We start from the raw sequence: 24848 nt of genomic DNA on the forward strand, positions 1-24848 counted from the left end.
AATGAAATTCGGAACATTCTTATATCAGACGTCACCCAACAGTATCGCGGCGGTCGCGCGCAAAGCCGAGGAGAGCGGTTTCGAATCGCTTTGGATCCCGGAGCATATTATTTTGCCGGTAACGTACCGCTCCCCCTATCCGTATTCATCTAGTGGAAGGATGGGCGCGCCGCCGGAGACGCCGCTGCATGATCCGCTGCTGGCGCTGGCGTATGTCGCGGGCGTCACGACGAAGATTCGCCTGGCGACGGGAGTTTTCGTGCTGCCGATTCGCAACGCGTTTACGACTGCCAAGGCCGTCGCGAGCCTGGACGTGCTGTCGGGCGGGCGGTTTATTTTCGGTGTCGGGATCGGGTGGCTCGAAGAGGAGTTCGAAGGAGTAGGGATGAACTTCAAGGACCGCGCGCTCCGCACGCGCGAATATCTCGCGCTGATGAAAGAGCTGTGGACCAAGGAGTCGCCGGAGTATCACGGCAAGACGATTAGCGTCGAAGGATTTAAGTTCATGCCCAAGCCCGCGCAGAAACCGCACCCGCCGATCGTGTTCGGCGGTAACACCGAGCCGTCGCTCAAGCGGGCGGCGAAACTCGGCGACGGGTGGTACGGAATCGCGGAGGGTAACGACGAGATCGCGGCGACGATCAAGCGCCTGCGAGAGCATGAGCGGGCGGCGGAGCGGACGGTGCCGCTGGAAATTACGGTGAGCAGGCTGCGCGAGCAGTTGAAGCCTGGAGACGTCGAGAAGTTCGCCGAGATGGGCGTGTCGCGAATAATTTTCGGGCCGGCGGCGACCACGCGCGAGCACCTCGCGGCGATGGAAAAGTTCGGCGCCGAAGTGATCGCGAGGAATTGATTGGCGTGTCGCAATTCGCGCCGATATCATCGAAACCTGCACCAGAGGATTTCTTACCAACATGAAAAGGTGCCCGCGCTGCGAAAAAACCTACCCCGACTCGGAAACGTTTTGCGACGCTGACGGCTCTGCGCTCGTGCAGGCGGGTCCCGCCTTTGCGGAAAGCGCTGGACGCGCGTCAGCGGACGAGGGCGCGCAGATCGAGTGTCCGGTATGCGGCGGCAAGGCGCAGCCGGGCGAGCTGATCTGCAATTTCTGCGGCGCACGGCTCGGCGTGGAATCGCCAGCGGAGCAATACACGCCGCCGCCGTCGAGGCCGGTGACGCCGCCGCGTACTGCGACCGTACGGCGCGATTCGTCGCCGTCGATGCGAATCACGGGCAAGATGGCGGACGACGACGGCGAAGAAAAAGGCCGCGGAATGTTCGGCGTCGCCGCGTACCTGATTGCGGCTATTGTTGCGCTGGCTGGCGGCGCGTGGCTCGCGCTTCACCTCAGCAGCAAGGGCGCGGAGGCGCCGGTGGCGAGCACGTCGCCGGCGGCGGTCGCGTCGATCGCACCGACGCCGACCGAGCCGATGGTGGCGTTGGCGAGTGCGATGGGAGTGCAGGTGACGGGGGAATCGGCGGCGGCGCCCGAGCGCAACCAGGACACCGCGCGCAAATTGTTCGAAGATCACAAGGTCGGGTTGCTCGACAGCTATACGCATGCGTTGGCCGGCGACAGCACGCTGCGCGACGCGATGATGGTGCGAGTCAGGGTGCTGCCCAACGGCAGCGTGGACGCGGCGTCGGTACGGACCTCGACCAATCCGAATCCGGCGTTCGACGCGGAAGTGGTCAAGGACGTGTCCGCGTGGAATTTCCCGCCGTTCAGCGGCAGCGAGGTCGAGATCGATTACCCAATGATCTTCACCAACGATTCGACTACGAAGGATGCGCTCGAGTCGCAACTCAGCAGCAAGCTGGCGGGACTGAGCCCGACCGAGGCGCCGGAATTTGCCAGCGCGCCGCCGTCGCCGGCCGCGTCCGAAGCGGCAGCGCCGACGCCGGCGTCAGTTGAGACTCCCCCCGTGGAGGCCGTCGCTCCAGCGCCTCCGCCGCGCAAGCATCACGCGCCGCGACCGCCCAAGCCGCCGACTCTTACCTTGCAGCAGCGAGTCCTGCAGGCGCTGTCGTCGAATCCGAAGACACGGCGCGTCAACTGCTACACCAGCGGCAGCACGGTGACGATTTTCGGCAAGGTGTTCGACAACGACGCCAAGTTGTACACCGAAAAAATCGTGCGCCAGGTGCCCGGAGTCGGCAACGTGATCGATTCGCTGCAGACGGACACCGCCGATTGGGCGGCGCGGCAAGCTGCGATCGCGTCACAGCTTTATGCCGCGGGGCTGACCGGTGTGACGGTAAAGGTGATTGGCCACGACGCTTACCTTGACGGCACGGTCAAAACCGATGCGCAAAAGCAGCAGGCGGTGACGATTACCGAGAACGCGTCGCCGGTGCATGTGCGGGGAAACATCATCAGGGTCGTGCCGGGAAACATGTTCGGATTCTGATTAGCTAGGCGGTGGAGTGACTAATCCCGCGGGGCGTGTTACTATTGACACGGTTCGAGCCGAACGCTTATATGGCGGAAAGAGCGCGCACCGGGCGCTCCCACCAGGAGGACTCAATTTTCCATGGCTGATGCAGCACCTACGACACCAAAAGAAATCTTCGCGGCGATGCCCAGTCGCTTCAACAAAGACGCGGCCAAGGGTCTGACTGCGACGTACCAGTTCGACCTCTCGGGCGATAACGGCGGCAAGTGGCACGTAATCGTCAACAACGAAACGTGCACGGTCAAGGAAGGACCAGCCGCTTCGCCGAGCATCACGATCTCGATGACAGCACAGGACTACGTGGACATGACGACCGGAAAGCTGAACGGGCAGGTCGCGTTCATGAGCGGCAAACTGCGAATCGCGGGCGACATGGGTCTCGCGCTGCGGATGCAGAGTCTGTTTGCCTAAGCAATCAATCGAAGACAGCAATGAATTGAACGCCGGCCGGGGCGAAACAAACCCGGCCGGCGGAAAATCCGCCTGAAAGAATCCCACACAAAAATCATCCCAAGCCGAAACGCGCCGATAAAATTCAGATTCGGTACGCAGTCGAGACACAATCTTATCCACTGATTTAACGATTCCAGGCTGCCGCGAACGCGGGCGCCGATTACTGTCAGTACATCAATTTCGAGAACTAAAATTCTGTTTCTTAAACAGTCCTAAGCAAAGGAGGACAAATCCACGTCACAGGAAGAGAGAACGCAAATGAGTTCCGCGGAGTTCGAGGGCGACCTCAACAAGGAAAGCGGAGAATCGACCGAGGACGGCCAGGACAACGATTCGCTGGCCTCAAAACTGTCGAAGGAGCTCAGCAACTGGCGGCGCAAGCGCACCTCGTCGCGGCCACGAAATTCTGACGGACCTAGCCAGAACTTTTCGTCAGACCCCGCGCGCACGATCAAGGTTCGCGGTCATGAGACTTTGGTCGTTCGAAAGCCGAAGCTCGCCAGCAAGCCCCCAACGAATACAAATCGCACACCAAATAATCAGTAGTCAGTTTTTTTCACTGTCCGCGGATGTGGGGTGGGGCGGTTCAGGAGCTAGGAGCGGAAGACTTCGACGGGCATCTCGCGCGATGCTTGCCGGGCCGGATATACGGTCGCGAGCAGGCACAGAAGCATCGAGGCCAGCGCGACGGCGGCGAAGTTCGACGGCGCGACGGCGATCGGCAGCGTCGAGATGCCGTAAATTTCGCGCGGGATGTGAATGAACTGGTAACGCGCCAGCGCAAAGCATCCGGCGGCGCCGAGGATTAGTCCGGCGGCGGTTCCCGCGGCGCCGACGATAAGTCCTTTCAGCACGAAAATGAGGCGCACGTCGCGCCGCGTCGCACCCATCGCGATCAGCACGGCGATGTCCTTGCGCTTTTCCATCACCACCATGATTAACGTCGCGACGAGGTTGAACGCGGCGACGCCGATGAGCATCACGAGCACGAGCGCATACACGCGCTTGAGGAGTTCGAAGCCGGCGGCGGCGGACTCGTTGAACTCGATCCAGTTGCGGACGCGGTATGGATTCGGGAACAGCTTGGTCACCGCGTCGGTGACCGCGTCGGTCTCGTCGAGATTGGTGAGATGGATATCGACGCCGTCCACTTTGGCGGTGCGGCCGAAGAAATCCTGGGCGTGCGCGAGGTCCATGAAGACCATGTTGGTATCGATGAAGTTCATGCCGGAGTCGAAGATCGCGCCGATTGCGAATTGCCCGCTCTTGGTCGAGAGCGATCCATCCGGCGAGATCACCGGCGCAACCATGCGCACCGCGTCGCCCGGCTTGGCCTTGAGTTTTTTCGCGAGGCTGACTCCGATGGCGAGGCCGCCTGTTGTAACCGCCGGCCCCGCGGCGTTTGCGGCGATCGTGTAGCTGCGCGAAAGATCGTCGAGACTGCCGGCCATCATGTAGCGGCCCCATTGATCGCGCACGACGGGATTGTTCGGCTCGACCCCGCGCACGACGACACCGCCGATTCCACGCCCCGAACTGAGCATTGCCTGCCCGATGATATAGGCGTCGGAGCCGTTGACGCCGCGTACGCCCGCGACCTTCTTCTCGATGTCGGCGTAGTTATCGATCGATCCTTGCGAATTGAGTATCTGGACCTGCGGGCTGAGGCTCAGCACGCGGTCTTTGAGGCTCTGCTCGAACCCGCCCATCACCGAGAGCGTCACAGTGAGCGCGGCGACGCCGATCATCACGCCGACGGCGGTAAAGATCGTCGTGATCGAGATGAAGGCGTCTTTGCGGCGCGCGCGCAGATAGCGGAGCGCAATTTTGAGTTCGTATCGCACGATAACAAGCGAGACGAACTCAGAATATCACGTTCTCTTTCTTTAGCTGCTCGATTTCGTCGGCGCTGAGCGAGAGCATCTCGCGAAATACTTCGTCGTTGTCCTGACCGAGAATCGGCGCGGCCGAGCGAAGCGTGCCTGGCGTGCGGCTCATGCGATGCTCGAGTCCCTCGTACGGCGACGGACCCATTTCCTTGTGCTCGAGCCAATGCCAGAAACCGAACACCTCGAGGTTGTCGTCCTGATGAATATCGACGCAGTTCTCGACCGGGTAGGCGGCGACGCCGGCGGCCTGCAACTTCGCGGTGAGATCGTGCGCATTGTGCGCGCGCGTGAGCGAGCCGACGAACTGATCGATTGCCGCGGCGTTCTCGATGCGCGCGGCCGCAGTCGCAAACCGCGGGTCGGTGGATTCGGATGCGAGCGCCGCAAGCATCGCGCGCCACTGCTCGTCGCTCGCGACGGCGATTGCGATCCATCGCTCGTTGCCGTCCTCGTCGGCGCATCGGTAGGCGCCGTGCGGTGCGTAACGCGCGGACGCGTTGCCTTGCGGGCCGAGCACGCGTCCGGTCGCGTGGTAGTCGATCAACGCGGGCGCGAGATTCTGCATCGCGGCTTCATACTGCGCCATGTCGATGTACTGGCCCTTGCCGCTGCGGCGGCGGTAGTCGAGCGCGGCGAGCAGCGTGAACGCGGAAAAGCGCGGCGCGATGAAATCGGTATAGGCGCCGTAAGGCGGCGTGCATGAGCCGGGGCCGTAGCCCGAGATGTAGTAGAAGCCCGACAGCGCGGCCATCAACTGGCCGAAGCCGGGGTAGAGCGCGTTCGGCCCGGTCTGTCCCTGCATGCAGGTCGAGAGCATGATCAGGTCGGGACGCAGTTCGCGCAAATTGTCGTAGCCGAGCCCCCACTTGCGCATCGCCTTGGGCGTGAAACTCTCGACGACGATGTCAGCCCACGGCACCAGCCGTTTCGCGAGCTCGCGCGCCTTGGGTTTGCCCAAGTCGAGCGCGATCGATTTCTTCGAGGTGTTGTAGCTGGCGAAGAACTGGCTGCGGTTGATGCCGGGCATCGCGTCCTTCCACGGCGGACCGATGCGCAGCACGTCGGGGCGCGCGGCGGACTCGACCCGAATCACGTCAGCGCCGTTGTCGGCGAAATACTTGGTCGTGATCGGACCGACGCCAACCCAGGCGAAGTCGAGTATGTGAACTCCTTCCAATGCGAAACGGCTCATCTCGAATTCTCCTGGCTAAATCGAACCCGCGGCGCGGAGTTTGGCAATTCGCTCAGACGCGAGGCCGAGCAGGCCGCGATAGATCTCGTCGCTATGCTCGCCGACGCGCGGTGCGCGCGTGGTCGATCCGATGGGCGTCGCCGACATTTTCGCGAACGGCCCGGGAAACGTGAGCGTGCGGCCGATCGTGTCGTGCGGCACCGACATCCAGAAGTCGCGCGCCTTGAGCTGTTCGTCGGCTGCTATGTCCGCCGCCGTCGCGACTGGCGCGAGAAAGATGCGGCGCTTGAGCCCCTGCGCGTAAATCTCGTGCTTCGTCATCGTAAGCAGAAAGCGCTGGATCGTGGCTTCGAGATCCTCGATCTCCTTGTAGTCCTGCTCAGTCATTTTCATGAAGACGCCGGGCACCCACGAAATCCAATCCTTGGTGCGCATCCACTCGGAGCCGAATCCGTTCTCGTGCATCCACTCGATCAGCGCCTTTGTCGAATTGCCGAACGTCACGCCGCCGGCGATGAGAATTGAGATGTGACCGTCCTTGCATTCGTACACCATCTTGCGGCGCGCATCCGCCGAGCCAACGAAAATCCCGGTGCGCGAGAGATGGCTGCCGTGCAGGAACGGCATCGCCTGCTCGTTCATCAGCGTCCACACGATGCAGGCCTGCATGTTGACGACGATACGCTGGCCGAGCCCGTCGATCTGGCGCGGGTAGTGCGCGAGCATCATCGCGACGCTGGCCTCGCCGCCTGCGTGCAGTCCGGCCTGCGGCAGACTCATCTGCAGCGGCGGCTTTCCCTCCTCGCCCATCAGGTACATCACGCCGCCGGCCGCCCACGTGATAATGTCGGCCCAGTTGTAATCCTTGCCGGGACCGGTGTCGCCGAACGGCGTGATCGACGCATAGATGAGGCGCGGATTTTTCTTCGTGAGCGCGTCGTAGCCGAGTCCGATCGAATCGAGATAGCCGAGCGGATGCGACTCGACGAGAAAATCGGATTGCGTCGCGAGGTCTGCGACGAGTGCGCGACCGTCGGCATTGGCGAGGTTGGCGGTCACGGATTTTTTGCCGGAGTGATACGCGATCGAATAGAGGCAGTGCTCGGCATCGGCTTTGTCTTCGAGATAAGGCGGGATGCGTCGCGTCGAGCATCCGCCGGGCGGTTCGACCTTGATAACCTCGGCGCCGAGATCGGCGAACATCTTGCCGCACAACGCGCCCTTCTCGTCGGTCAAATCGAGCAGCCGAAATCCCTTGAGCAACTCTGATGGCATCGGTGAATAAACCTCGCGGAACTCGGAACTTTATATCCTACCGCGGCAAAGATGTAACGGCGCGAGGAGTGCTACTTCTGCTGGCGGGCGTGGCGCGCGGCGCCGATGGCGGTTGCGAAATCGGCGTGCTCGGGTATGACGAAGCGCCGGCCAAACGGAAAACTGAGCCGCTTCATCTCCTGCATGAATCGGAACAGGCGCGACAGCTTCCCGGTCAGCACGATATTTTCCTGGCCACAGGCGCGCGCACTGGCGAGCGCGAGCACGCCGATCGATTCGGTGATCATGTTCATGATCGCGAGCGCCTTGTCCTCGGGCGTCGCGTCGGCGCTTATCTTGCCGAAGTTTGCCGCCGTGGTGCCCGGCGGCAGGTCGCCGATCGCGCCGCCTGCTATGTCGCGAACGCTGAGATCGATGCGGCGGAGGTCGCCCTTGCTCGCGAGTTTTTCGAGACGCTCGATCGTCGAGACACCGAGCATGTGCTTGGCGAGTCCGAGCAGCGTGCCGCCGCCCACTCCCGTGCCGCTGAAATGCGCGATTTTGTCGCGCGTGACGGAAACGATTGCGGTGCCGGTGCCGAGCGAGACAACGAGCGCGCTCTCCAGGCCGGCCAGCGACGTGCCGCCGATTCCGATTGCCGTGAACTCGTTGACCTTGATGACCGGCCTGCCGAGCAGCGATTTCGTCAGCACGCGCGATCCTGCGCCGGTGGCAGCCACGCATTCGACGTCTTCGAGCTTGATACCGAAGTCGGCGACGAGTTTGCCGAGCGCGCCCGCGGCCGCGGCGACCGGGTCGTTAGCCTCGATCGTGACGACGTGCAGGCCGCCATTTTCGAGGATGACGGCGTCGGTGGTCGAACCGCCGATATCGATGCCAACGATCATAGGTGGTGCCGGCTCCTGTCCAGCCCGTCATGAAGCTAGATCAGCCACTGCCACCTGCGCAACGACACGTCGACCGGCCGAGTGCCAAAATGACTTGTCCTCGAACAAGAGACATTTGCTTAACCCCGCCGCGACTTTTTTCGCGCGCGATTCAAGATTCTGCTCTGTCCTTCCGCCAAGGTTGTGCAAAGCTCTCTCGGACAGGGAGAGGCCAGGATCCATTAGCCGAAGACGGCCACTGTGCTACGTTTCAAAAATGGCACGGCGCAAGGCCGATTCATCGCAGAGTCTCTTTCCACCGCGCACTCCGCTCAGCCAGCCGCTGGCGGATCGGATGCGTCCGCGCACGCTTGACGAAATTGTCGGCCAGGAGCACCTGCTGGGTCCGGGGAAATTCCTCAGCCAGATGGTCGCGGCGCACGTCCTGCATTCGATGATCCTCTGGGGCCCGCCGGGCACGGGCAAGACGACGCTTGCGCTCGTGCTGGCCGAGCAATCTGGCGCGGTGTTCCGCAAGCTCGCGGCGGTGACCTCGGGCGTCGCCGATTTGCGCGACGCGGTCGAGGCGGCGCGCCGCGATCTCGACGCCGGCAAACCCACGGTCGTCTTCATTGACGAGATCCATCGATGGAACCGCGCACAGCAGGACGCGTTCCTGCCCCACGTCGAGAGCGGGCTGATCACGCTGATCGGCGCGACCACGGAGAATCCGTCGTTCGAGGTAATCTCGGCGCTGCTCTCGCGGATGCGCCTGCTCGTGCTGCATCCGCTTTCAGACGAGAACATCGCAACGCTGGTGCATCGCGCGCTCGCGGACAAGAACCGCGGGCTCGGCAACACCGGACTCAAGCTGGCCATCGGCGCGATGGACGAGATAGTTCGATTCGCCGCGGGCGACGCGCGACGCGCACTCGGCACGCTCGAGATTGCGGCGGAGTTCGCGCAAAACGTGGGCGCGACGCTAATCACGCCCGAACACATTCGCGAGTCGGCGCAGCAGAAGGCGCTCCTCTACGACCGCGCCGGCGAGGAGCACTACAACGTCATCTCGGCGTTCATCAAGAGCATGCGCGGCAGCGATCCCGACGCCGCAGTTTACTGGATGATGCGGATGGTCGAGGCGGGTGAGGAGCCGCTGTTCATCGCGCGCCGGATGGTGATATTCGCGTCGGAAGATGTGGGGAACGCCGATCCGCGCGCACTGCAAGTGGCGATTGCGGTGAAGGAGGCGGTGGACTTCGTCGGGATGCCGGAGGGTGTGATCCCTCTCGCGCAGGGCGTGACCTACCTGGCCAGTGCGCCTAAGTCCAATGCTTCGTATCTCGCAATGCGCGCGGCGGCCGAAGATGCGAAAACTCTTGGCGCACTTCCGGTGCCGCTCCATTTGCGCAACGCACCCACGCCGATGATGAAAGGACTCGGCTACGGCAAGGACTACCGCTACCCGCACGACTTCGAGGGCGCGCTGACTGCGCAGAAGTACCTGCCGGACGAACTCGGCGAAAAGATCTATTACGAGCCGTCCGAGCGCGGCTACGAAATCAGGATTCGCGAGTTCCTCGCCCGCGCACGCGAGGCGCGCAATCCCTCGTCACGGCGCAAGCCCGGTGGAAAAGACTGACCGGAAAAAAGTGAACCGCGAGAACCGGACCGAGTCCGTTCCCGCGGTCCACAAAAAACGGGCCGACTATTTCGTGCCGAGAACCGAATCCTTCAGCGCTTTGGCGGCGGTGAAGCGAAGCCGGGTACGCGCCGGAATCTTGATCTCCTGACCGGTGGCCGGATTGCGGCCCATGCGCGCCTTGGTCTTGCGCTTGCGGAAGATACCGAGGCCGGCCAGCCGCAGTGATCCTTCCTTCTTGAGCTCGCGGACGACCAGTGCGTTGAGTTCCTCGAGCACGGTCTTCCCCTGCTTTTTGGTGAGTCCGAGCTTTTCAGCCATGTAGGCTGCTACCTGCGACTGAGTCATCATCCTCCTCCTTGCGTCCCGGGTTGCGGGCTTCAGGTGAGGGTGAACGAGTAGCGCGGGAATTTCAAGGGCGGGAGGCACAAAAATCGCGATTTTTTCTAGGGATCGTGATGGGTTTTGCACAGCCCCGTCGCCTTCGCATTGAGCCCCAAGGGTTTCGCGCGAAAGGATCGCGGCAAGCTGCGCGATCGCGCCGTCAGTAGCGGACTTCGACGAGGTAAAGACCGCCGGGCGGCGCATTGGCCGGTGCCGCATGACGATCGAGTCCGGCGAGAATGGTCGCGACTTGATCAGGTGTGAGCTTGCCGCGTCCCACGTCAACCATCGCTGCGACCATCGCGCGCACCATGTGCCGCAGGAAACTGTTCGCCTCGACGCGATATAGCAGGACATCGGCGTCGCGCGTCCACTCGCTTGAAATCACGCGGCGTATCGTGGTCATCACTTCAGCGCCGAGAGAACGGAACGCGGCGAAATCGTGCTCGCCGACAAAGATGCGCGCGGCTTTGTTCATCGCAGCGAGATCGAGCTGGTCGCGAACCAGCCAGCTGTAGCGATACTCGAAAGCGGACGCGACTTTGCGATTCAACACGCGATATTCGTACACGCGCGAGCGGGCCGTGCGCCGCGGGTCGAAGTTGTCGGGCGCCGGCGAGATGTCGAGCACTACGATGTCGGCGGGCAGAATCGAGTTGAGCGCGCGCTGCAATTCAGACGGTTCGAACGGGCGCGGAATTGAAATCGAGGCGACCTGTCCCCGCGCGTGCACCCCGGCGTCAGTGCGCCCCGAGCCGTACACGCGCACGGGCGCAGCAAAAATTCGTTCGAGCGCAGCCTCGATTCTTCCCTGTATCGAATCGTGGCGCGGCTGAAGCTGCCATCCGGAATAGTTGGTGCCGTCGTACTCGAGCGTGAGCTTGAGAACCATCGCGCGGCCGGATCACGCGAGAGTTGGCGAGCTGAGCGCCAGCGTCTCCGCGATCCAGAGCGCTCCCAGAGCCGCCAGGCGCGTGTTGTCGAACACGCACCATAGCGACAGCGAGTCGGCGCGCGTCTCGACGCTGACGACGATAGCCTCCTGGCCCACAGCATCGATCACGCCGAGCGGTTCGCCTTCTTCGGCGATCAGAATGCCGGGCGCGGCGCGCAGCAGCTCGACCGCGTCCTCGCCGTTGCCCCTGATTTCGCGCGGCCGCCGAATATCGACCGTCAACGCGGAACCGTGAAGGACGGGAATTGCGGCGACCTGCACGGAAAGCGGGGGCGCCTTGTCCAGCAGTTTCTCGACTTGCGCGGCGATTGCGCTCGCGACCGAGCGCTCATGCTCGCGCATAAACGCGTTGAAGCCGCGCTGGACTTCATCGTCGTCGAGCTCGAGGCGCGCACTCAGAAGATCGGTGGTCTGATCGACCGTGGCGGTCAGCATTTCCATGCCGCCGGCGCTCGCGCCGAGCATCGCGGTCGCGGCGACGAATCCTCCGCGGCCGCCAAGAGCTTTGAGACAGGTGGCAAGCACGTGGGCGGCGGGATGAGGAATTGCGAAGACCTTCGCGTTGCGCAATTTCGCGATCGCCTCGCGCGAAGTGAGTCCGGGCGCGACCATCGGAACGTCGGATGCTGGCCGATTCGCCGCGCTCAGATCGATCAGAATCGGTCCAGGTTGCGCGGCAATAATTTCGGCAGCGCGCGGCGCGGGGATCGCGAGGAATGCGATGTCGAAGTCGCGAAGATCGGCTGGACTTTCGAGCGCGTCGACCAGGCGCTCCTCGCCGCCGGCGTCGACCGTCTGCATTGCACCGGCTTCGGTGGTGAAAAGTTTCAGTTCGCTGAGCTGGAACCCACGCGCGGTAATCAGTTCGATAAGCTGGTTGCCGACCGCGCCGGTGGCGCCGACAACCGCCACTCTCGGCTCGCGGGTATTACTCATTCGCCTTCGCTTTCGCTGCTCTCGATTTTTTCGCGCACCAGCCGGCCCATCGCCTTGCATCCGACGATCTGCGTGCCGGTGCCGCCGTGAAGATCGCGAGTGCGATAGCCGTCGCGCACGACGGAATCGACGGCCTGGGAAATCAGCTCGGCTTCGGAACGCATCCCGAGCGAATGCTCGAGCAGCATCGCCGCCGACAGGATCGCGGCGAGCGGATTGGCCTCGTCGCGGCCGGCGATCTCCGGCGCGCTGCCATGAATCGGCTCGTACAGCCCGACTCGGAACCCGGCGCTGTTGAGTTCCTCGCCGAGCGACGCTGACGGCAGCAGACCCATCGAGCCGGCGAGTACCGAGGCCTCGTCGGTCAGGATGTCGCCGAACATGTTCTCGGTGACCACCACGTCGAAGTCCTTGGGGCGGCGTATCAGATGCATCGCCATCGAATCGACCAGCTGATTCTCGAAGGCGACGTCCTTGAATTGCGCGCTCAACTCGGTAGCGATCTCGCGCCACAAGCGGGAGGTCGCAAGCACGTTGGCCTTGTCCACCGAGGTCAGTTTCTTGCGGCGCTCGCGAGCCAGCTCGAAACCAAACTTGAGCACGCGCGTAATCTCGGCTTCGGTGTAGAAGCAGGTATCGACCGCCTCACGTCCGTCCTTCGCCGTGCGCTTTTCGCTCGGCTTGCCGTAGTAGATGCCACCGGTCAACTCGCGAATGATAACCACGTCGACTCCAGCGATCACTTCGGGCTTAAGCGGAGACGCCGCCATCAGCTCTCTTACGGTTTTGACAGGGCGGACGTTCGCGAACAGTCCCAAAGCCTTTCTAAGTCCAAGCAGCGCCTGCTCGGGACGCTTCTCCGCGTTGGGCTTGTCCCATTTTGGTCCGCCGACGGCGCCCAGCAGTATCGCGTCGCTATCCTGCGCGTGCTTGAGCACTTCGTCGGGCAGCGGAGTGCCGGCAGTGTCGAGCGCGTGACCGCCAATCATGCCCTCCTTGAACTCGAGATCGACGGCGGATCGGCGTCCGATGATTTTGAGAACCTGCAGGGCCTCGCCGACGACCTCGGGGCCGATGCCGTCACCTTTGAGAACTAGAATTTTATAGGCCATGCGAAAGCGCTGAACGCCTGGACGTGAATGATCGGGAGGAGCGTCGGACAGTCTCGACCCGTCAGTGTCTAGCCTCGAAAATTAGGAGCGCAGATGGACGCGACGGCGCGGTAGCGAACCTCGCCACAAGTCGCACGTCGCGCAGGATGAAGAGCGAATTCAAGTTCAAACTCAAGCCCTCAAAGCACTAGCCCAAGTATGATGTTGCGGCAAGCCCCATCGCGGTTCACGGAACGTCGGTGGTGGGCTTGAGGGGAGCATGCTTGCGCGCCTTTAGCCGGTTGAGCGCGTTTACCAGCGCGAGCGCACTGGCCATGACGATATCGCTATGCGCGCCCTGGCCGGCGACGGTCACGCCGTTTTCACGAATCATGCAGCTCACTTCGCCGAGCGCGTCGGTGCCGCCGGTGATCGCCTTTACCGCGTAACGCTCGAGCGCTGGATTGATCGCGGCGATTTTGTAAATCGCCTTGTAGCACGCGTCAACCATCCCGTCGCCTTCGCCCTCGGCCGATCTCTCTTTTCCCTCGACGCGCATCGTGACTTCGGCATGCGGCGTGCTCTTGCTCGATGAGCCGACCTTCAAATCGACCAGCTCGAAGTGATCGATCGTCCGGCGCGCGCTCTCGGTGACGAGCGCCAATATGTCGTCGTCGTACACGATTTTCTTTTTGTCGCAGAGCGCCTTGAATTCGGCGAACGCCTTGTTCACGTCCACGTCGTCGATATCCACGCCAAGTTCTTTGAGCCGGTTGGTAAACGCGTGGCGCCCCGAATGCTTGCCCAGCACCAGCTTGTTCGACGGGATGCCGATATCTTCGGGCTTCATGATCTCGTAGGTGAGCTTGTACTTCAGCACGCCGTCCTGATGGATTCCGGCCTCGTGCGCGAACGCGTTGTCGCCGACGATTGGCTTGTTGGCCGGCACGGACTGGCCGATGACCTGCGAGAGCAGACGCGACGCCGGATAGATCTGCTTCGTGTTGATACGCGAACCGACGCCCATCAGGTCGTGGCGCGTCTTCATCGCCATCACGACTTCTTCCATCGAGCAGTTGCCGGCGCGCTCGCCGATTCCGTTGATAGTGCATTCGATCTGACGCGCGCCGTTGCGCACCGCCGCCAGCGAATTCGCGACCGCCAGGCCGAGATCGTTATGACAGTGCGCACTCCAGATGACCTTGTCGGCGCCCGGAACTTTTTCGCGCATGTATGCGAACATCCGGCCGAATTCCTCGGGAATCGCGTGACCAGTGGTGTCGGGCAGATTGATCACGGTGGCGCCCGCGCGAATCACCTCGCTGCAAACGTCGACCATGTAGTCCCAGTCGGAGCGCGACGCGTCCTCGCAGGAGAACTCGATGTAGTCGAGATGCTTTTTCGCGCGCGTGACCGCCCATGTCGCGGCGTCGAGCACGTCCTCGCGATTCATGTTGAGTTTGTACTTGAGATGGATTTCCGAGGTTGCGATGAAAATGTGAATCCCCGGATGCGCGGCCTTGTCCACTGCGCGCAGCGCCGAGTCCACGTCTCCTTCTTGCGTGCGCGAGAGACTCAGGACGACGGGTTCGGTGACTGCCTGCGCGACGCGGCTGACGGATTCGAAATCGCCGGGCGAGGAAACCGCGAACCCGGCCTCGATGATATCGACATTGAGCCGCTCCAGTTGCCGAGCGAGAGCGATCTTCTCCTCGACGTTCATCGTGCAGCCGGGCGACTGCTCGCCGTCGCGCAGCGTCGTGTCGAAGATTCGGACGTAGTCGTTGTCGCCGTGCGAAGCCGTGTTCGCGTGTGCCATCGTCATTCCTCCCGCATCGTCGCCGCGGGATCAGGTGCCGATCGTTTCGCCATGAGCGGATAGTGAAAAAGAAAACGCCCCGGGCGGCTTCGATCGGCCCACTGCCCGGGGCGTGTGTCTCAGTTTAATCAGGCCGTTAAACCTGTCCGGACGCGCGCCTGGCGTGGACCCCTGTAAGGGCCAGGCTCAGAAGCAGCTCCGGTAACAGGTTGCAAAACATACTGTACGGATTCTAAGCGGCAGCGGAGACGTCAGTCAAGCAGCGTCGATGGCGCTAGTTGGACAGTTTGAAATCTCATCGCGACACCCAGCCAAGAAGCAAAAGAAAAACGATGACGGAGAAAAATCCCATTAGGGAAAGAACTTAGGCTAGTGCTGGATGATTTTTGTAAGCCCATGCGTAGAGCAGGGCTCCGCCCACAATCAACAAAGATGGCAATGTTATCAGCGCTGGTCCGAGAGGCCACTTAAGAACTACCGCTAGAAGCACAGCGGCATGGCGGAGCGTCATTTTGATTTCTCGCGTTCAGCTTCCCAATCGTCCACGAATTTCAAACTGACCCATTACCCGATGCCTCTAGCGTTGCACCGGTTGATGGTCGCGGAGGCTGCGAGTGGTTCGAGAGGTGTCGGCCTGAGGCGCGGCGCCGTTGGCGTCGTGGGATTTGGCCGCGACCGGTCTCAGCACCGAGACTTTGGCGCTCAGCCGTTCGCCGCGAATCATCAGTGCGGGACCCGACAGCACGTACGCAGTCGAGGACAGGAAGGCTGTAAGCTGCGGCATCGCGAACAGCATCGCGGCAAACACCATCATCGTCACTACCAGTTCGACCTGCGCGCGCTTTTCGAGCTTGATCGTTTTGAAGCTGGGGTAGGGCACTCGCGAGATCATCAGGCCGCCGAGTGCGAGCGTGATCGGCACCATGAGAGTACACAGCATGCGCGGCGAGTCGAGTTCGAAGTAACTGTAGGCGAGCGAGAGTCCGGAGATCATCACGGCTGCGCCAGGCACGGGCAGGCCGACGAAGCGGCTCTTGTCCGCCGTGGCGGTCTGCACGTTGAAGCGCGCCAGGCGGAGCGCCGAGCACAGCACGAACAATCCGCTGACGCCGATTCCGAGCGAACCGATCGGTTTCAGCGCCCACGAATACGCCAGCATCGCGGGTGCGACGCCGAAAGCGACCACGTCGGACAGGCTGTCGTACTCGACACCGAACTGGCTCGAGGTGCGCGACGCGCGAGCAATGCGCCCGTCGAGTCCGTCGCACACGAACGCGATCACGATCATCACGGCGGCCACCTCGAAGTGTCCGCTCACCGCCGAGACCATCGAGTAGAAGCCCGACAGCAGGCCGATCGAAGTGATCGTCGCGGGCACTAAGAAGACGCCGCGACGCAGCGGGCCGTCGGCTTTCAAGCCGGGTTCGCGCCCCTGACCGGAGTAGAGCTCCATCCGCAGGCGTTCTTCGCGCGAACGGCGGGAATTGCGGCTCATTGTTCGATTGCTCCGATGATGGATTCGCCAGCGCGAACGCGTTGCCCGAGCGACACCGTGACCCGGTACTCGGACGGAAAAAAATGATCGACGCGGCTTCCGAACATAATCAGGCCGATCCGCTGACCTGCTTGTATTCTATCACGCGCGCGAAGCCGGCAAACTATCCGCCGGGCGAGATATCCAGCAACCTGTAGCATCCCGAACATGCGGCCCGCCGCGTCGGTCATCGCTATCAGGTTGCGCTCATTGTGCTCGCTGGCGTCGTCGCGAAACGCTGCACGGAACTCGCCCGCGGTATGCTCGACCATCGTCACCTCGCCGCCGACCGGGGCGCGGTTCACGTGGACGTTGAGCGGAGACATGAACACCGACACGCGATGGTACAGCCGCCCCGTTGAGCCGGGAAAAGATGCGTCGGAAATGTCGGTGACTTTGCCATCAGCGCCCGAGATTACGACGTTTTCGGTACGATCCGGGTAGCGTTCGGGATCGCGAAAGAAAAGCGCAATCGGGATTGCGAGTATTACCAGGATCGCGCCGACTGATTTCAGGCCGAGCGCAATCAGAATGATTCCGAATATCGCCAAACCGAGCGACAGCGCCGCGCCTTCGGTCGCTATTCCGATCGCGCCCGCGACGCGCGCGAGTATCGCGCCCGGTGCCGGGCGCCCGCTGTCGGTTTCGCCCGCCACGTGAATCTAGTTCTTCGACTTGTCTACCAGCCGATCGCTCGCGAGCCACGGCATGAACGCGCGCAGCTTGCGCCCGACTTCCTCGACAGGATGCTTCTCGGCTTCCTTGCGCAGTTCGCGGAAACGCGGCAGCCCGGCCTTGTAGTCGCCGATCCATTCATTGGCGAACTTGCCCGACTGTATATCCGCAAGGATCTGCTTCATCGCCTCGCGCGACTGCTTGCCTATAACCTTCGTGCCGCGCGTCATGTCGCCGTACTCGGCGGTGTTGCTGATCGAGTAGCGCATGTTAGAGATTCCACCCTCGTAGATCAGATCCACGATCAGCTTCACCTCGTGCAGGGTCTCGAAGTACGCCATCTCGGGCGCGTAACCGGCTTCGACCAACGTCTCATAGCCGGCGCGAATCAGCTCCGTAAGTCCGCCGCATAGAACAGATTGCTCGCCGAAGAGGTCGGTTTCGGTTTCCTCTCTGAACGAGGTTTCGATGATCGCAGCGCGGCCACCGCCGATCGCGCTGCCGTACGCGAGCCCGACCTTCGCGGTGTCGCCCGACGGATCCTGCTGCACCGCGAGCAGGCACGGCACGCCGCGGCCCTTGGTGTACTCGGAGCGCACGAGATGACCGGGTCCTTTCGGCGCGATCATGAAGACGTTAACGTCGGCCGGCGGCTTGATGAATTTGAAATGGATGTTGAAGCCGTGACCGAAGGCCAGATACTTGCCCTTGGTGAGATGCGGCGCAATTTCGGCTTCGTAAATTTCTGCGCCCATTTCGTCGGGCACCAGCATCATGATCACGTCGGCGCGCTTGGCAGCCTCCGCCGTGTCGAACACGGGGAGGCCTTGCTTGGCGGCCTTCTCGCGCGACGGAGACTTAGCGCTCAGCCCGACGCATACGTCCACGCCGCTGTCGCGCAGGTTGAGTGCGTGCGCGTGTCCCTGGCTTCCAAAGCCAATGACCGCGATCTTCTTACCTTTGAGCGCGGACAGGTCCGCGTCGCGGTCGTAGTAAACCTTCATTTGAATGTTCTCCCGAATTTTCCTGCTATCGGACTATTCAGCTTCGCGCGCCCGGCGGCTCTGATGATTGTCGTGATTGAGCTGGACCGAGCGCGCCATCGCGACTTTACCCGAACGCACCACTTCCTTGATTCCGAGCGGACGCACGATCGCGATGAACGCTTTGATCTTTTCCGAGTCACCGGTCAGCTCGACAGTGATTGCGCGCGGGCCGATATCGATCACGTGCGCGCGAAACGCCGCGACGATCGAGTCGAGCTCGGAGCGCGTGCGCTCGTCGACCGAGACCTTTACGATCACCATCTCGCGATCGATCGTCTCGACGTCCTTGAAGTCGGTGATTTTGATCACCGAGACGAGCTTGTTGAGCTGCTTGTTGATTTGCTCGACGATCTGATCGTCGCCGGTGGTGACCAGCACGATCCGCGAGACCGTCGGATCGAGCGGATCCTCGTTCACGGTCAGGGACTCGATGTTAAAGCCGCGGCCCGAAAACAGTCCGGCCACGCGTGCGAGCACGCCGAATTCGTTTTCAACCAGAACCGATATCGTATGACTTGTCATGCGGTAGCGTGCGCGCGCTCATGGCCGGAACCGGTGGCGTCAGCGAGCCTCTTGTTGATAGCGGCCGAGAATCGCCATCATGCGATCTTTCGAGGCGAGCTTAAGCTTCTGGATCCGTTTTTCTTCGACTTCCTCTTCGTTGGTCAGGTAATGCTTACTTCTAAAGACTTCGAGTTTTTGTTTGAGCGCTTGATGCTCTGTGTAGAGGGCCCTCAGCTCCTCGTCATGGGTCAGATGCTGCCGAATGAGTTCTTCCTCTCGATGCTCCATACGCCCTCCGTGCCTATGCCCGCCGGATTTTTCGAAGTGGGCTTGAACGTAGCCTCCGGCGTCCTGATATATAGCGGCTCCAGCGAAGCCGCATGATCCGTTTCACCACGGGCAAACCGCGCCCCGCCCAGCGCCGCGACGCAGACTCCGCGCAAATCGAGCATCCCTGTTCCGAAAACCGCCACCCTATGGCCCCGCGATTCCACGAGGGCCGCCGCATCCTTCGCTCTATCGTCACCGACGAACATGACGTCCTCAGTGATGCGCGACGCCAAGTGTTCCAGCGCGATTACCAATTCCTCTGACAGTTTTTCTAGCCCATCGGCCACGACCCGGTAAAGGGCCGCGTAAACTTCGCCTTTTCGAGCATCCACAACCACGCAGACCAGCCTGCCTGTTTCAATATTGTTGCGCTCGAGCGCAGCTAACGCCATCGCGTCGAAACCGGGCACACCGACCAGCGCGCATCCCGACGCCATCGCGATTCCCTTGGCGTAGCTCAGCCCGATGCGCAGTCCGGTGAACGAGCCGGGCCCGGTGCCGACTGCGATCGCGCCGACACCGCCAATCGCGAGTCCCCCCGCGCGTAGAAGTTCGTCGATCGCGCCCGGCAATGCGGCGCCGTGCGACGTGACCGGCCGCTCGAGCGACGCGGCGACCTTGCCGTGTGCAATCACGGCAAGGCTTGCGATTGATGTGGAAGTGTCGAGTCCCAGGACCGGGCTTGTTGCGGCTGTCTGCTCGAGCAGCCGATTAACCCTGCACAATTCGCGAGATGTCATTGAAGATTACGAAAGCCATCAGCGCTACAAGCAAAAACAGGCCGACCTGGAGCATCGCCTCGCGGTAACGAAGTTCGAGCGGCTTGCCTTTTACGCCCTCGAAGACGAAGAACAGCAGGTGGCCGCCGTCGAGCAGCGGCACCGGCAACAGATTTATGACGCCGAGCTCGAGGCTCAGCATCACGGTAAACATCGCAAGGTTCGCGAGGCCACGATGCGCCTCCTGCCCGGCCATCTGCGCTATCATGATTGGTCCGCCGAGCGCGTCTTTGACGGGCGTGCTGCCGGTGAAGATACTGGCGATTCCGACCACCATCTGCACCGTCATCTCGACCGAGGTTTCGCCTGCCTCTTTTACCGCGCCGATCGGACCGTACCGCTTGGTAACCTCGTCGCCGCTCGGCTGCACTCCGATTACCCAAGTGGTGGCGTTGGTGCCGTAGAGAGTCTTTTGCTCGAGCCGGGTCGGCTTGATCACAATCGTGCTGCGCGCGCCGTGCGGCCGATCGATTTCCAGCGTGATCGGAGAGCCGTCGCCCGCCTTTACGGTCTTCGAGAAATCGGCCCAAGTTTCCATCGGCTGGCCGTTAACCGCGAGAATCCGATCGCCGGCTTGAAGTCCTGCCTTCGCCGCCGGGAGATCTTTCGTCGTCTTGCCAACAACCGGCAGCAACTGCGGCACGCCGTACATGAAAACGAACGTGAGCAGCAGAGGCGCGAATACAATGTTCGCCATTGGTCCCGCCAGCACGATCAGAACGCGCTTGCCGAGCGACTGGGTCGGGAACGCGCGCTTGCAGTACGCCTCGACGAGCAAAGTGGGAGGATGTTCCGACAGCGATTTGATTATATCGCCAACTTTAGCCTGACCGCGCGCCTCATTGAGCAGCAGCGCCTCGTCGGGCTTGAGTTCGCGCCCGATGACTGAGTGGGCAACGCCGGCGGCCGACTCGCTCAGACGCTCGGCCAGCGCGTGCAAATTGTCGTCGAATCCGGCGCCGGTAGGGGCCGCGCCGTGCTCGCGCGCCGCGCCGATCAGGTCGAGCCCGACTTCGTGAAGATACAATGCGATTTCTTCCGGCGTGGGCTTCTCGCCGACTTCATCGCCGAGCATTCGGACGTAGCCGCCGAATGGAGTCGCGCCGATCGAGTAGTCAGTTTCGCCACGCCGGAATCCAAATAATTTTGGCGGGTAGCCGATCGAGAATCGCAGCACGCGAACCCCGACTTTCTTCGCCATCGCAAAATGTCCTGCCTCGTGCACGACCACCAACACGGCGAAGACCAGTGCTGCGGATAGAATCGAATGTATCATTTGGCCTGCTCGCAAGTCCGATGAGGAGGTTTCCGAGCGTGAAAATGCGGCTCCCAAAGCCGCATCATCGAAACCAATAGTAGGTGAAAAACACCGCGAAGACCAGTGAACAAGTGCGATCGAGCAGACCGCCATGGCCCGGAAAAATCCAGCCCGAGTCCTTGATTCCGGCGCCGCGCTTCAAGGCTGAGCCGGCCAGATCACCAAGCTGCGCGAGGATGGAAATCATAGCCGCAAATAGCAGAATTCTGCTCGTATCCCACGTCCCGCCTTTCATCTTAAACAGCAACCACCCGCCGACTATCGTCGCGATCAAGCCGCCCACCGCACCCTCAATTGTTTTGTGGGGACTGAGGCTCGGCGCGAGTTTCGTCCGGCCCAGATACCTGCCGACGAAGTACGCGCCGCTGTCGCTCACTACTACCAGTAGGATGACCAGCAGGAGCATTTCGATGCCGCCGGGGGCGTTGCGGAGCAGCGCGAAGAACGGGAATAGAAATCCCACGTAGGCCGCGCCCATGAAGACCAGCCGCGGGCCTCTGAACCTTTCGCCGCCGCCCGCGAGTTCGATTCGCACCGCCAGCCCGAGCATCATGAGGATCACGAGCACCGGCACCAGCCATCCAACCAATCCCAAGTCGCCGCCGTAAAGAAGCCCGAACAATGGGACGCCGCCGACCACTGCGAACAGCGGAACTGCGACCCAGTGCAGAGCGCCGGTCATCGCGGCGACTTCATAGAGTCCCCAGATGCCGGCGACCGCGTTGAAGATCGTGAAGAACCAGGCCGGCGCGAACAGCACCAGCGCTCCCACCGCGGGCAGCAGGACCGCCGCGGTCAGAAGCCTAGCTCTGAGCACGCAGGCGGGTGTCGGAACCGTTGTTGACTGTGCCGAAGCGGCGCTCGCGAAGCTGGTAGGCGGCAATCGCGCTTAAGAACTCGCGCTCGCGGAAATCCGGCCACAGCGTGTCAGTGAAATAGAGTTCGGTGTAGGCAAGTTGGAAAAGAAAAAAATTGGAGACACGCAGTTCTCCCGAGGTTCGAATCAGCAGGTCGGGATCAGGAAGTCCTGCGGTAGTCAGTTCGCGCGCCACCAGGTGCTCGTCGATTTGTTCGGGCGAAATCGCGCCGTCGGCGACCGCGCGCGCGATCGAGCGCGCCGCGTTGACGATGTCCTGGCGACCGCCGTACGAGAGCGCAAGCGCCACGGTCATCCCGCGATTCTCTCGTGTCGCGGCGACGGTCTCGGCCAGGGCGTCACGCACCCGCGGCGGCAGCCGCCCGGTGTCTCCCAGAGCCACCACGCGGATGTCGCGTTTCATCAGGCGCTTGGTCTCGGTGATGAGGTAGCGATGGAAAAGACCCATCAGGAAGCTGACCTCGGTCGTAGGCCGGCCCCAGTTTTCGCTCGAAAATGCGTACAGCGTGAGGTACGGGATGCCGAGTTCGCGCGCCGCATCGACCACCGCGCGGACTGAATCCTTGCCGCGGCGATGGCCCTCGTGGCGCGAGAGCCCGCGCCGGCTCGCCCAGCGGCCGTTGCCGTCCATCACGATCGCGACGTGACGCGGCATCCGCGATGGGTCCAAAGACAGGTTCGGGAAATCGTTTAGTGGTAGTGAGATGGCCACTTGGGGTTCAGGCTTCAACTAAGATCGCACCGTCGGCGGGCGAACTCAGACCTCCATGATTTCCGCTTCTTTGGCGGCGAGCACTTTGTCGATTTTTTCGATGAACTCGGTGGTGTAGGTCTGCACCTTGGCCTCGCCCGCGCGCATCTCGTCCTCGGTGGCCTGCTTTTCCTTGTGCAGTTCCTTGAGCATGTCGTTGGCGTCGCGGCGATGGTTGCGGATGCCGACGCGGAATTCCTCGCCGATCTTGCGCACGTGCTTGACCAGGTCCTTGCGGCGCTCCTCGGTCAGCTCGGGAATCGGAATGCGGATGATCTTGCCGTCGTTCATCGGCGTCAGGCCGAGATCGGAAGTCTGGATCGCCTTTTCAATGTCGTGCATCGCGCCCTTGTCGTACGGCGTAATCACGATCAGACGCGGCTCCGGCGCCGACAGCCCGGCGAGTTGCCGCAGCGGCGTTTTCGAGCCGTAGTAATTCACTTGCAGATTTTCGACCAGCGCCGTGGATGCGCGTCCGGTGCGGACGCGGGCGAGTTCGTGGCGAAAGGCCTCGACGGTCTTGTCCATTTCCTTGCGCGCGTCCTCGATTGTTTCCGTAAGCATGCTCACGGTGCGCTCTCCACCCGGGTTCCGATTTGCTCGCCCATCACGGCCCTTCTTATATTACCCGCTTTGCGCAAATTGAACACGATGATCGGCAGGCGATTATCCATGCACATCGAGATGGCTGTCGAGTCCATCACTTTCAGATTTTTTTGCAGCACCTCGATGTATGTGAGCCGATCGAAGCGCTTGGCGCCCGGCTCGCGCATCGGGTCGCGATCGTAAACCCCGTCCACCGTGTGGCTCGCTTTGAGGATTACCTCGGCGCCGATTTCCATCGCGCGCAGGCTCGCGGCCGTATCGGTGGTAAAGTAGGGATTGCCGGTGCCGGCCGCGAAGATGACGACGCGGCCCTTTTCCAGATGGCGCACGGCGCGGCGGCGGATGTAGGGCTCGCACAACGCCTGCATTTCGATGGCGGAAAGCACGCGCGTGACGACGCCGCCATGCTCGAGCGCGTTTTGCAGCGCGAGCGCGTTGATAACAGTCGCCAGCATTCCCATCTGGTCGGCGGTCGAACGATCCATCCCGCGCGCTTCGTAGTCGCTGCCGCGGATGTAATTGCCGGCCCCGATTACCATCGCGAGCTGCACGCCGAGCGCGGCCACTTCCTTGATTTCGAGCGCAATCTCTGCGAGCGCGTCGAGATCGAGTCCCGAGCCTTGCGCGGGCGCGAGCGCCTCACCGGACAATTTAAGCAGAATACGGCTGAAGCGCGGCTTGCCGTCAGTCGCCCTTTGAACGTCAGCCATCTCTCGAAGCTCCCGTCGATGCCCCCGTTGAAGCCCCGTTCTGTCCGCAAAATGCGCCCGCGTCAGGCGGCCGCAGTGGTTTCCTTGCCGTCCAGCGCCTCGCCCAGCTGGTAGCGGGTGAAGCGGCGCACGTCGATCTTCTCGCGCATCTGGATGGCGGCCTCGCCAATCAGATCGTTGACAGTCTTGTTCGGATCGCGCGCGTAAGCCTGCTCGAGCAGGCAGGCTTCCTTGTAAAATTTCTCGATCTTGCCGTCCACGATCTTCGTCACGACCGCCGCCGGCTTGCCCTCGGCCTGCGAAGCGTAGATCTGCCGCTCCTGCTCGATAACGGGGGGTGACAGCTCCTCGCGCCGCACGACGCGAGGATTCAAAGCCGCCACCTGCAGCGCGAGTTCTTTCACCAGCGCCTGGAACGCTTCCGACTTGGCGCAGAAATCTGTCTCGCAGTTGACTTCGATCAACACGCCGATCTTGCCGCCTGCATGAATATACGATCCGACCGAACCTTCCGATGCAACCCGGCCCGCGCGGCCCGCCGCTGCCGCGATTCCCTTCTCGCGCAGCCATACGATGGCCTTCTCGAGATCGCCGTCCGTCTCCGCTAGCGCCCGCTTGCAATCCATTATGCCGGCGCCGGTCTTCTCGCGCAGTTCCTGAACGAGCTTCGCAGTTAGTTTCATGACAATTCCTGAGTTGAGCTAGTATTCTTGGCCGGTCGCTCTAGTGCAAGCAACGTCCAGAACTATCCCGCTCTGTT

26 protein-coding genes are annotated in these 24848 nt (G+C 62.1%); 5 read left to right on the forward strand and 21 right to left on the reverse strand.

What is annotated here, in order from left to right; all coding sequences use genetic code 11:
* Nucleotide 1 precedes the first annotated feature (1 nt).
* The 4 genes from VJX68_RS11180 to VJX68_RS11195 all read left to right on the forward strand — a co-directional run bounded on the left by VJX68_RS11180 (nt 2) and on the right by VJX68_RS11195 (nt 3455).
* Nucleotides 2-853, forward strand: a complete 852-nt coding sequence (locus VJX68_RS11180) for an LLM class F420-dependent oxidoreductase (protein ID WP_324095772.1) — start codon at nt 2-4, stop codon at nt 851-853.
* A gap of 61 nt (nt 854-914) precedes the next feature.
* Nucleotides 915-2411 (forward strand): TonB family protein, encoded by a 1497-nt coding sequence (locus tag VJX68_RS11185; RefSeq protein ID WP_324095773.1) that lies wholly within the window; start codon nt 915-917, stop codon nt 2409-2411.
* Nucleotides 2412-2534: 123 nt separating this feature from the next.
* Complete coding sequence (locus VJX68_RS11190; protein ID WP_324095774.1) at nt 2535-2867, forward strand: SCP2 sterol-binding domain-containing protein; 333 nt, start codon at nt 2535-2537, stop codon at nt 2865-2867.
* 300 nt (nt 2868-3167) lie between these two features.
* Nucleotides 3168-3455, forward strand: a complete 288-nt coding sequence (locus VJX68_RS11195) for a hypothetical protein (RefSeq protein ID WP_324095775.1) — start codon at nt 3168-3170, stop codon at nt 3453-3455.
* 47 nt (nt 3456-3502) lie between these two features.
* Here VJX68_RS11195 and VJX68_RS11200 read toward each other — a convergent pair whose 3' ends face one another.
* The 4 genes from VJX68_RS11200 to VJX68_RS11215 all read right to left on the reverse strand — a co-directional run bounded on the left by VJX68_RS11200 (nt 3503) and on the right by VJX68_RS11215 (nt 8152).
* Nucleotides 3503-4753 carry an ABC transporter permease gene (locus tag VJX68_RS11200; protein WP_324095776.1) on the reverse strand — a complete coding sequence of 417 codons (1251 nt, stop codon included), beginning with the start codon at nt 4751-4753 and terminating at the stop codon, nt 3503-3505.
* Between the two features lie 19 nt (nt 4754-4772).
* Nucleotides 4773-5990, reverse strand: a complete 1218-nt coding sequence (locus VJX68_RS11205; RefSeq protein ID WP_324095777.1) for a CaiB/BaiF CoA transferase family protein — start codon at nt 5988-5990, stop codon at nt 4773-4775.
* Nucleotides 5991-6005: 15 nt separating this feature from the next.
* Nucleotides 6006-7265 carry a CaiB/BaiF CoA transferase family protein gene (locus VJX68_RS11210; RefSeq protein ID WP_324095778.1) on the reverse strand — a complete coding sequence of 420 codons (1260 nt, stop codon included), beginning with the start codon at nt 7263-7265 and terminating at the stop codon, nt 6006-6008.
* A 71-nt stretch (nt 7266-7336) separates the two neighbouring features.
* Entirely contained in the window at nt 7337-8152 is an 816-nt protein-coding gene (locus VJX68_RS11215) for a BadF/BadG/BcrA/BcrD ATPase family protein (protein WP_324095779.1), read from the reverse strand.
* A 256-nt stretch (nt 8153-8408) separates the two neighbouring features.
* On the opposite strand from VJX68_RS11215, the gene VJX68_RS11220 reads away from it, so the two are divergent.
* A complete protein-coding gene (locus VJX68_RS11220) occupies nt 8409-9773 on the forward strand; it encodes a replication-associated recombination protein A (protein WP_324095780.1) in 1365 nt (454 codons plus the stop codon).
* Between the two features lie 66 nt (nt 9774-9839).
* On the opposite strand, the gene VJX68_RS11225 is transcribed toward VJX68_RS11220, so the two are convergent.
* The 17 genes from VJX68_RS11225 to tsf form a co-directional block, all read right to left on the reverse strand.
* Nucleotides 9840-10361 carry an HU family DNA-binding protein gene (locus VJX68_RS11225; RefSeq protein ID WP_324095781.1) on the reverse strand — a complete coding sequence of 174 codons (522 nt, stop codon included), beginning with the start codon at nt 10359-10361 and terminating at the stop codon, nt 9840-9842.
* The gene (gene truA, locus VJX68_RS11230; RefSeq protein WP_324095782.1) at nt 10318-11049 is read right to left on the reverse strand and encodes a tRNA pseudouridine(38-40) synthase TruA; all 732 of its coding nucleotides are present in this window, start codon (nt 11047-11049) and stop codon (nt 10318-10320) included. The genes VJX68_RS11225 and truA overlap by 44 nt, the downstream gene beginning before the upstream one ends.
* A gap of 12 nt (nt 11050-11061) precedes the next feature.
* Complete coding sequence (locus tag VJX68_RS11235; protein WP_324095783.1) at nt 11062-12048, reverse strand: hypothetical protein; 987 nt, start codon at nt 12046-12048, stop codon at nt 11062-11064.
* Complete coding sequence (leuB, locus tag VJX68_RS11240) at nt 12045-13160, reverse strand: 3-isopropylmalate dehydrogenase (RefSeq protein WP_324095784.1); 1116 nt, start codon at nt 13158-13160, stop codon at nt 12045-12047. Before leuB ends, VJX68_RS11235 begins: the two co-directional genes overlap by 4 nt.
* A 226-nt stretch (nt 13161-13386) precedes the next feature.
* Nucleotides 13387-14958 carry a 2-isopropylmalate synthase gene (locus VJX68_RS11245; RefSeq protein WP_324095785.1) on the reverse strand — a complete coding sequence of 524 codons (1572 nt, stop codon included), beginning with the start codon at nt 14956-14958 and terminating at the stop codon, nt 13387-13389.
* Between the two features lie 577 nt (nt 14959-15535).
* Nucleotides 15536-16453: a CDP-diacylglycerol--serine O-phosphatidyltransferase gene (gene pssA / locus VJX68_RS11250; RefSeq protein WP_324095786.1), complete on the reverse strand. Its 918-nt coding sequence runs from the start codon at nt 16451-16453 to the stop codon at nt 15536-15538.
* Entirely contained in the window at nt 16450-17148 is a 699-nt protein-coding gene (locus VJX68_RS11255; protein WP_324095787.1) for a phosphatidylserine decarboxylase, read from the reverse strand. Before VJX68_RS11255 ends, pssA begins: the two co-directional genes overlap by 4 nt.
* A 6-nt stretch (nt 17149-17154) precedes the next feature.
* A complete protein-coding gene (ilvC, locus tag VJX68_RS11260) occupies nt 17155-18171 on the reverse strand; it encodes a ketol-acid reductoisomerase (RefSeq protein WP_324095788.1) in 1017 nt (338 codons plus the stop codon).
* A gap of 33 nt (nt 18172-18204) precedes the next feature.
* Nucleotides 18205-18735 (reverse strand): acetolactate synthase small subunit, encoded by a 531-nt coding sequence (ilvN, locus tag VJX68_RS11265; RefSeq protein WP_324095789.1) that lies wholly within the window; start codon nt 18733-18735, stop codon nt 18205-18207.
* Between the two features lie 39 nt (nt 18736-18774).
* Nucleotides 18775-19005: a hypothetical protein gene (locus VJX68_RS11270; RefSeq protein ID WP_324095790.1), complete on the reverse strand. Its 231-nt coding sequence runs from the start codon at nt 19003-19005 to the stop codon at nt 18775-18777.
* Complete coding sequence (gene tsaB / locus VJX68_RS11275; protein ID WP_324095791.1) at nt 18966-19787, reverse strand: tRNA (adenosine(37)-N6)-threonylcarbamoyltransferase complex dimerization subunit type 1 TsaB; 822 nt, start codon at nt 19785-19787, stop codon at nt 18966-18968. The genes VJX68_RS11270 and tsaB overlap by 40 nt, the downstream gene beginning before the upstream one ends.
* Entirely contained in the window at nt 19759-21102 is a 1344-nt protein-coding gene (gene rseP, locus VJX68_RS11280; RefSeq protein WP_324095792.1) for an RIP metalloprotease RseP, read from the reverse strand. Before rseP ends, tsaB begins: the two co-directional genes overlap by 29 nt.
* 64 nt (nt 21103-21166) lie before the next feature.
* Nucleotides 21167-21961, reverse strand: coding sequence for a phosphatidate cytidylyltransferase (locus VJX68_RS11285; protein WP_324095793.1), 795 nt, complete (start codon nt 21959-21961; stop codon nt 21167-21169).
* Entirely contained in the window at nt 21948-22733 is a 786-nt protein-coding gene (locus VJX68_RS11290) for an isoprenyl transferase (RefSeq protein WP_324095794.1), read from the reverse strand. The genes VJX68_RS11285 and VJX68_RS11290 overlap by 14 nt, the downstream gene beginning before the upstream one ends.
* A 45-nt stretch (nt 22734-22778) precedes the next feature.
* Nucleotides 22779-23336 carry a ribosome recycling factor gene (gene frr, locus VJX68_RS11295; RefSeq protein WP_324095795.1) on the reverse strand — a complete coding sequence of 186 codons (558 nt, stop codon included), beginning with the start codon at nt 23334-23336 and terminating at the stop codon, nt 22779-22781.
* Nucleotides 23337-23338: 2 nt separating this feature from the next.
* Entirely contained in the window at nt 23339-24088 is a 750-nt protein-coding gene (pyrH, locus tag VJX68_RS11300) for a UMP kinase (RefSeq protein ID WP_324095796.1), read from the reverse strand.
* A gap of 62 nt (nt 24089-24150) precedes the next feature.
* Complete coding sequence (tsf, locus tag VJX68_RS11305; protein WP_324095797.1) at nt 24151-24771, reverse strand: translation elongation factor Ts; 621 nt, start codon at nt 24769-24771, stop codon at nt 24151-24153.
* Between the last annotated feature and the right edge of the window lie 77 nt (nt 24772-24848).

Source organism: Binatus sp. (SeqCode), assembly GCF_035272065.1.
GTDB lineage: Bacteria > Desulfobacterota > Binatia > Binatales > Binataceae > Binatus.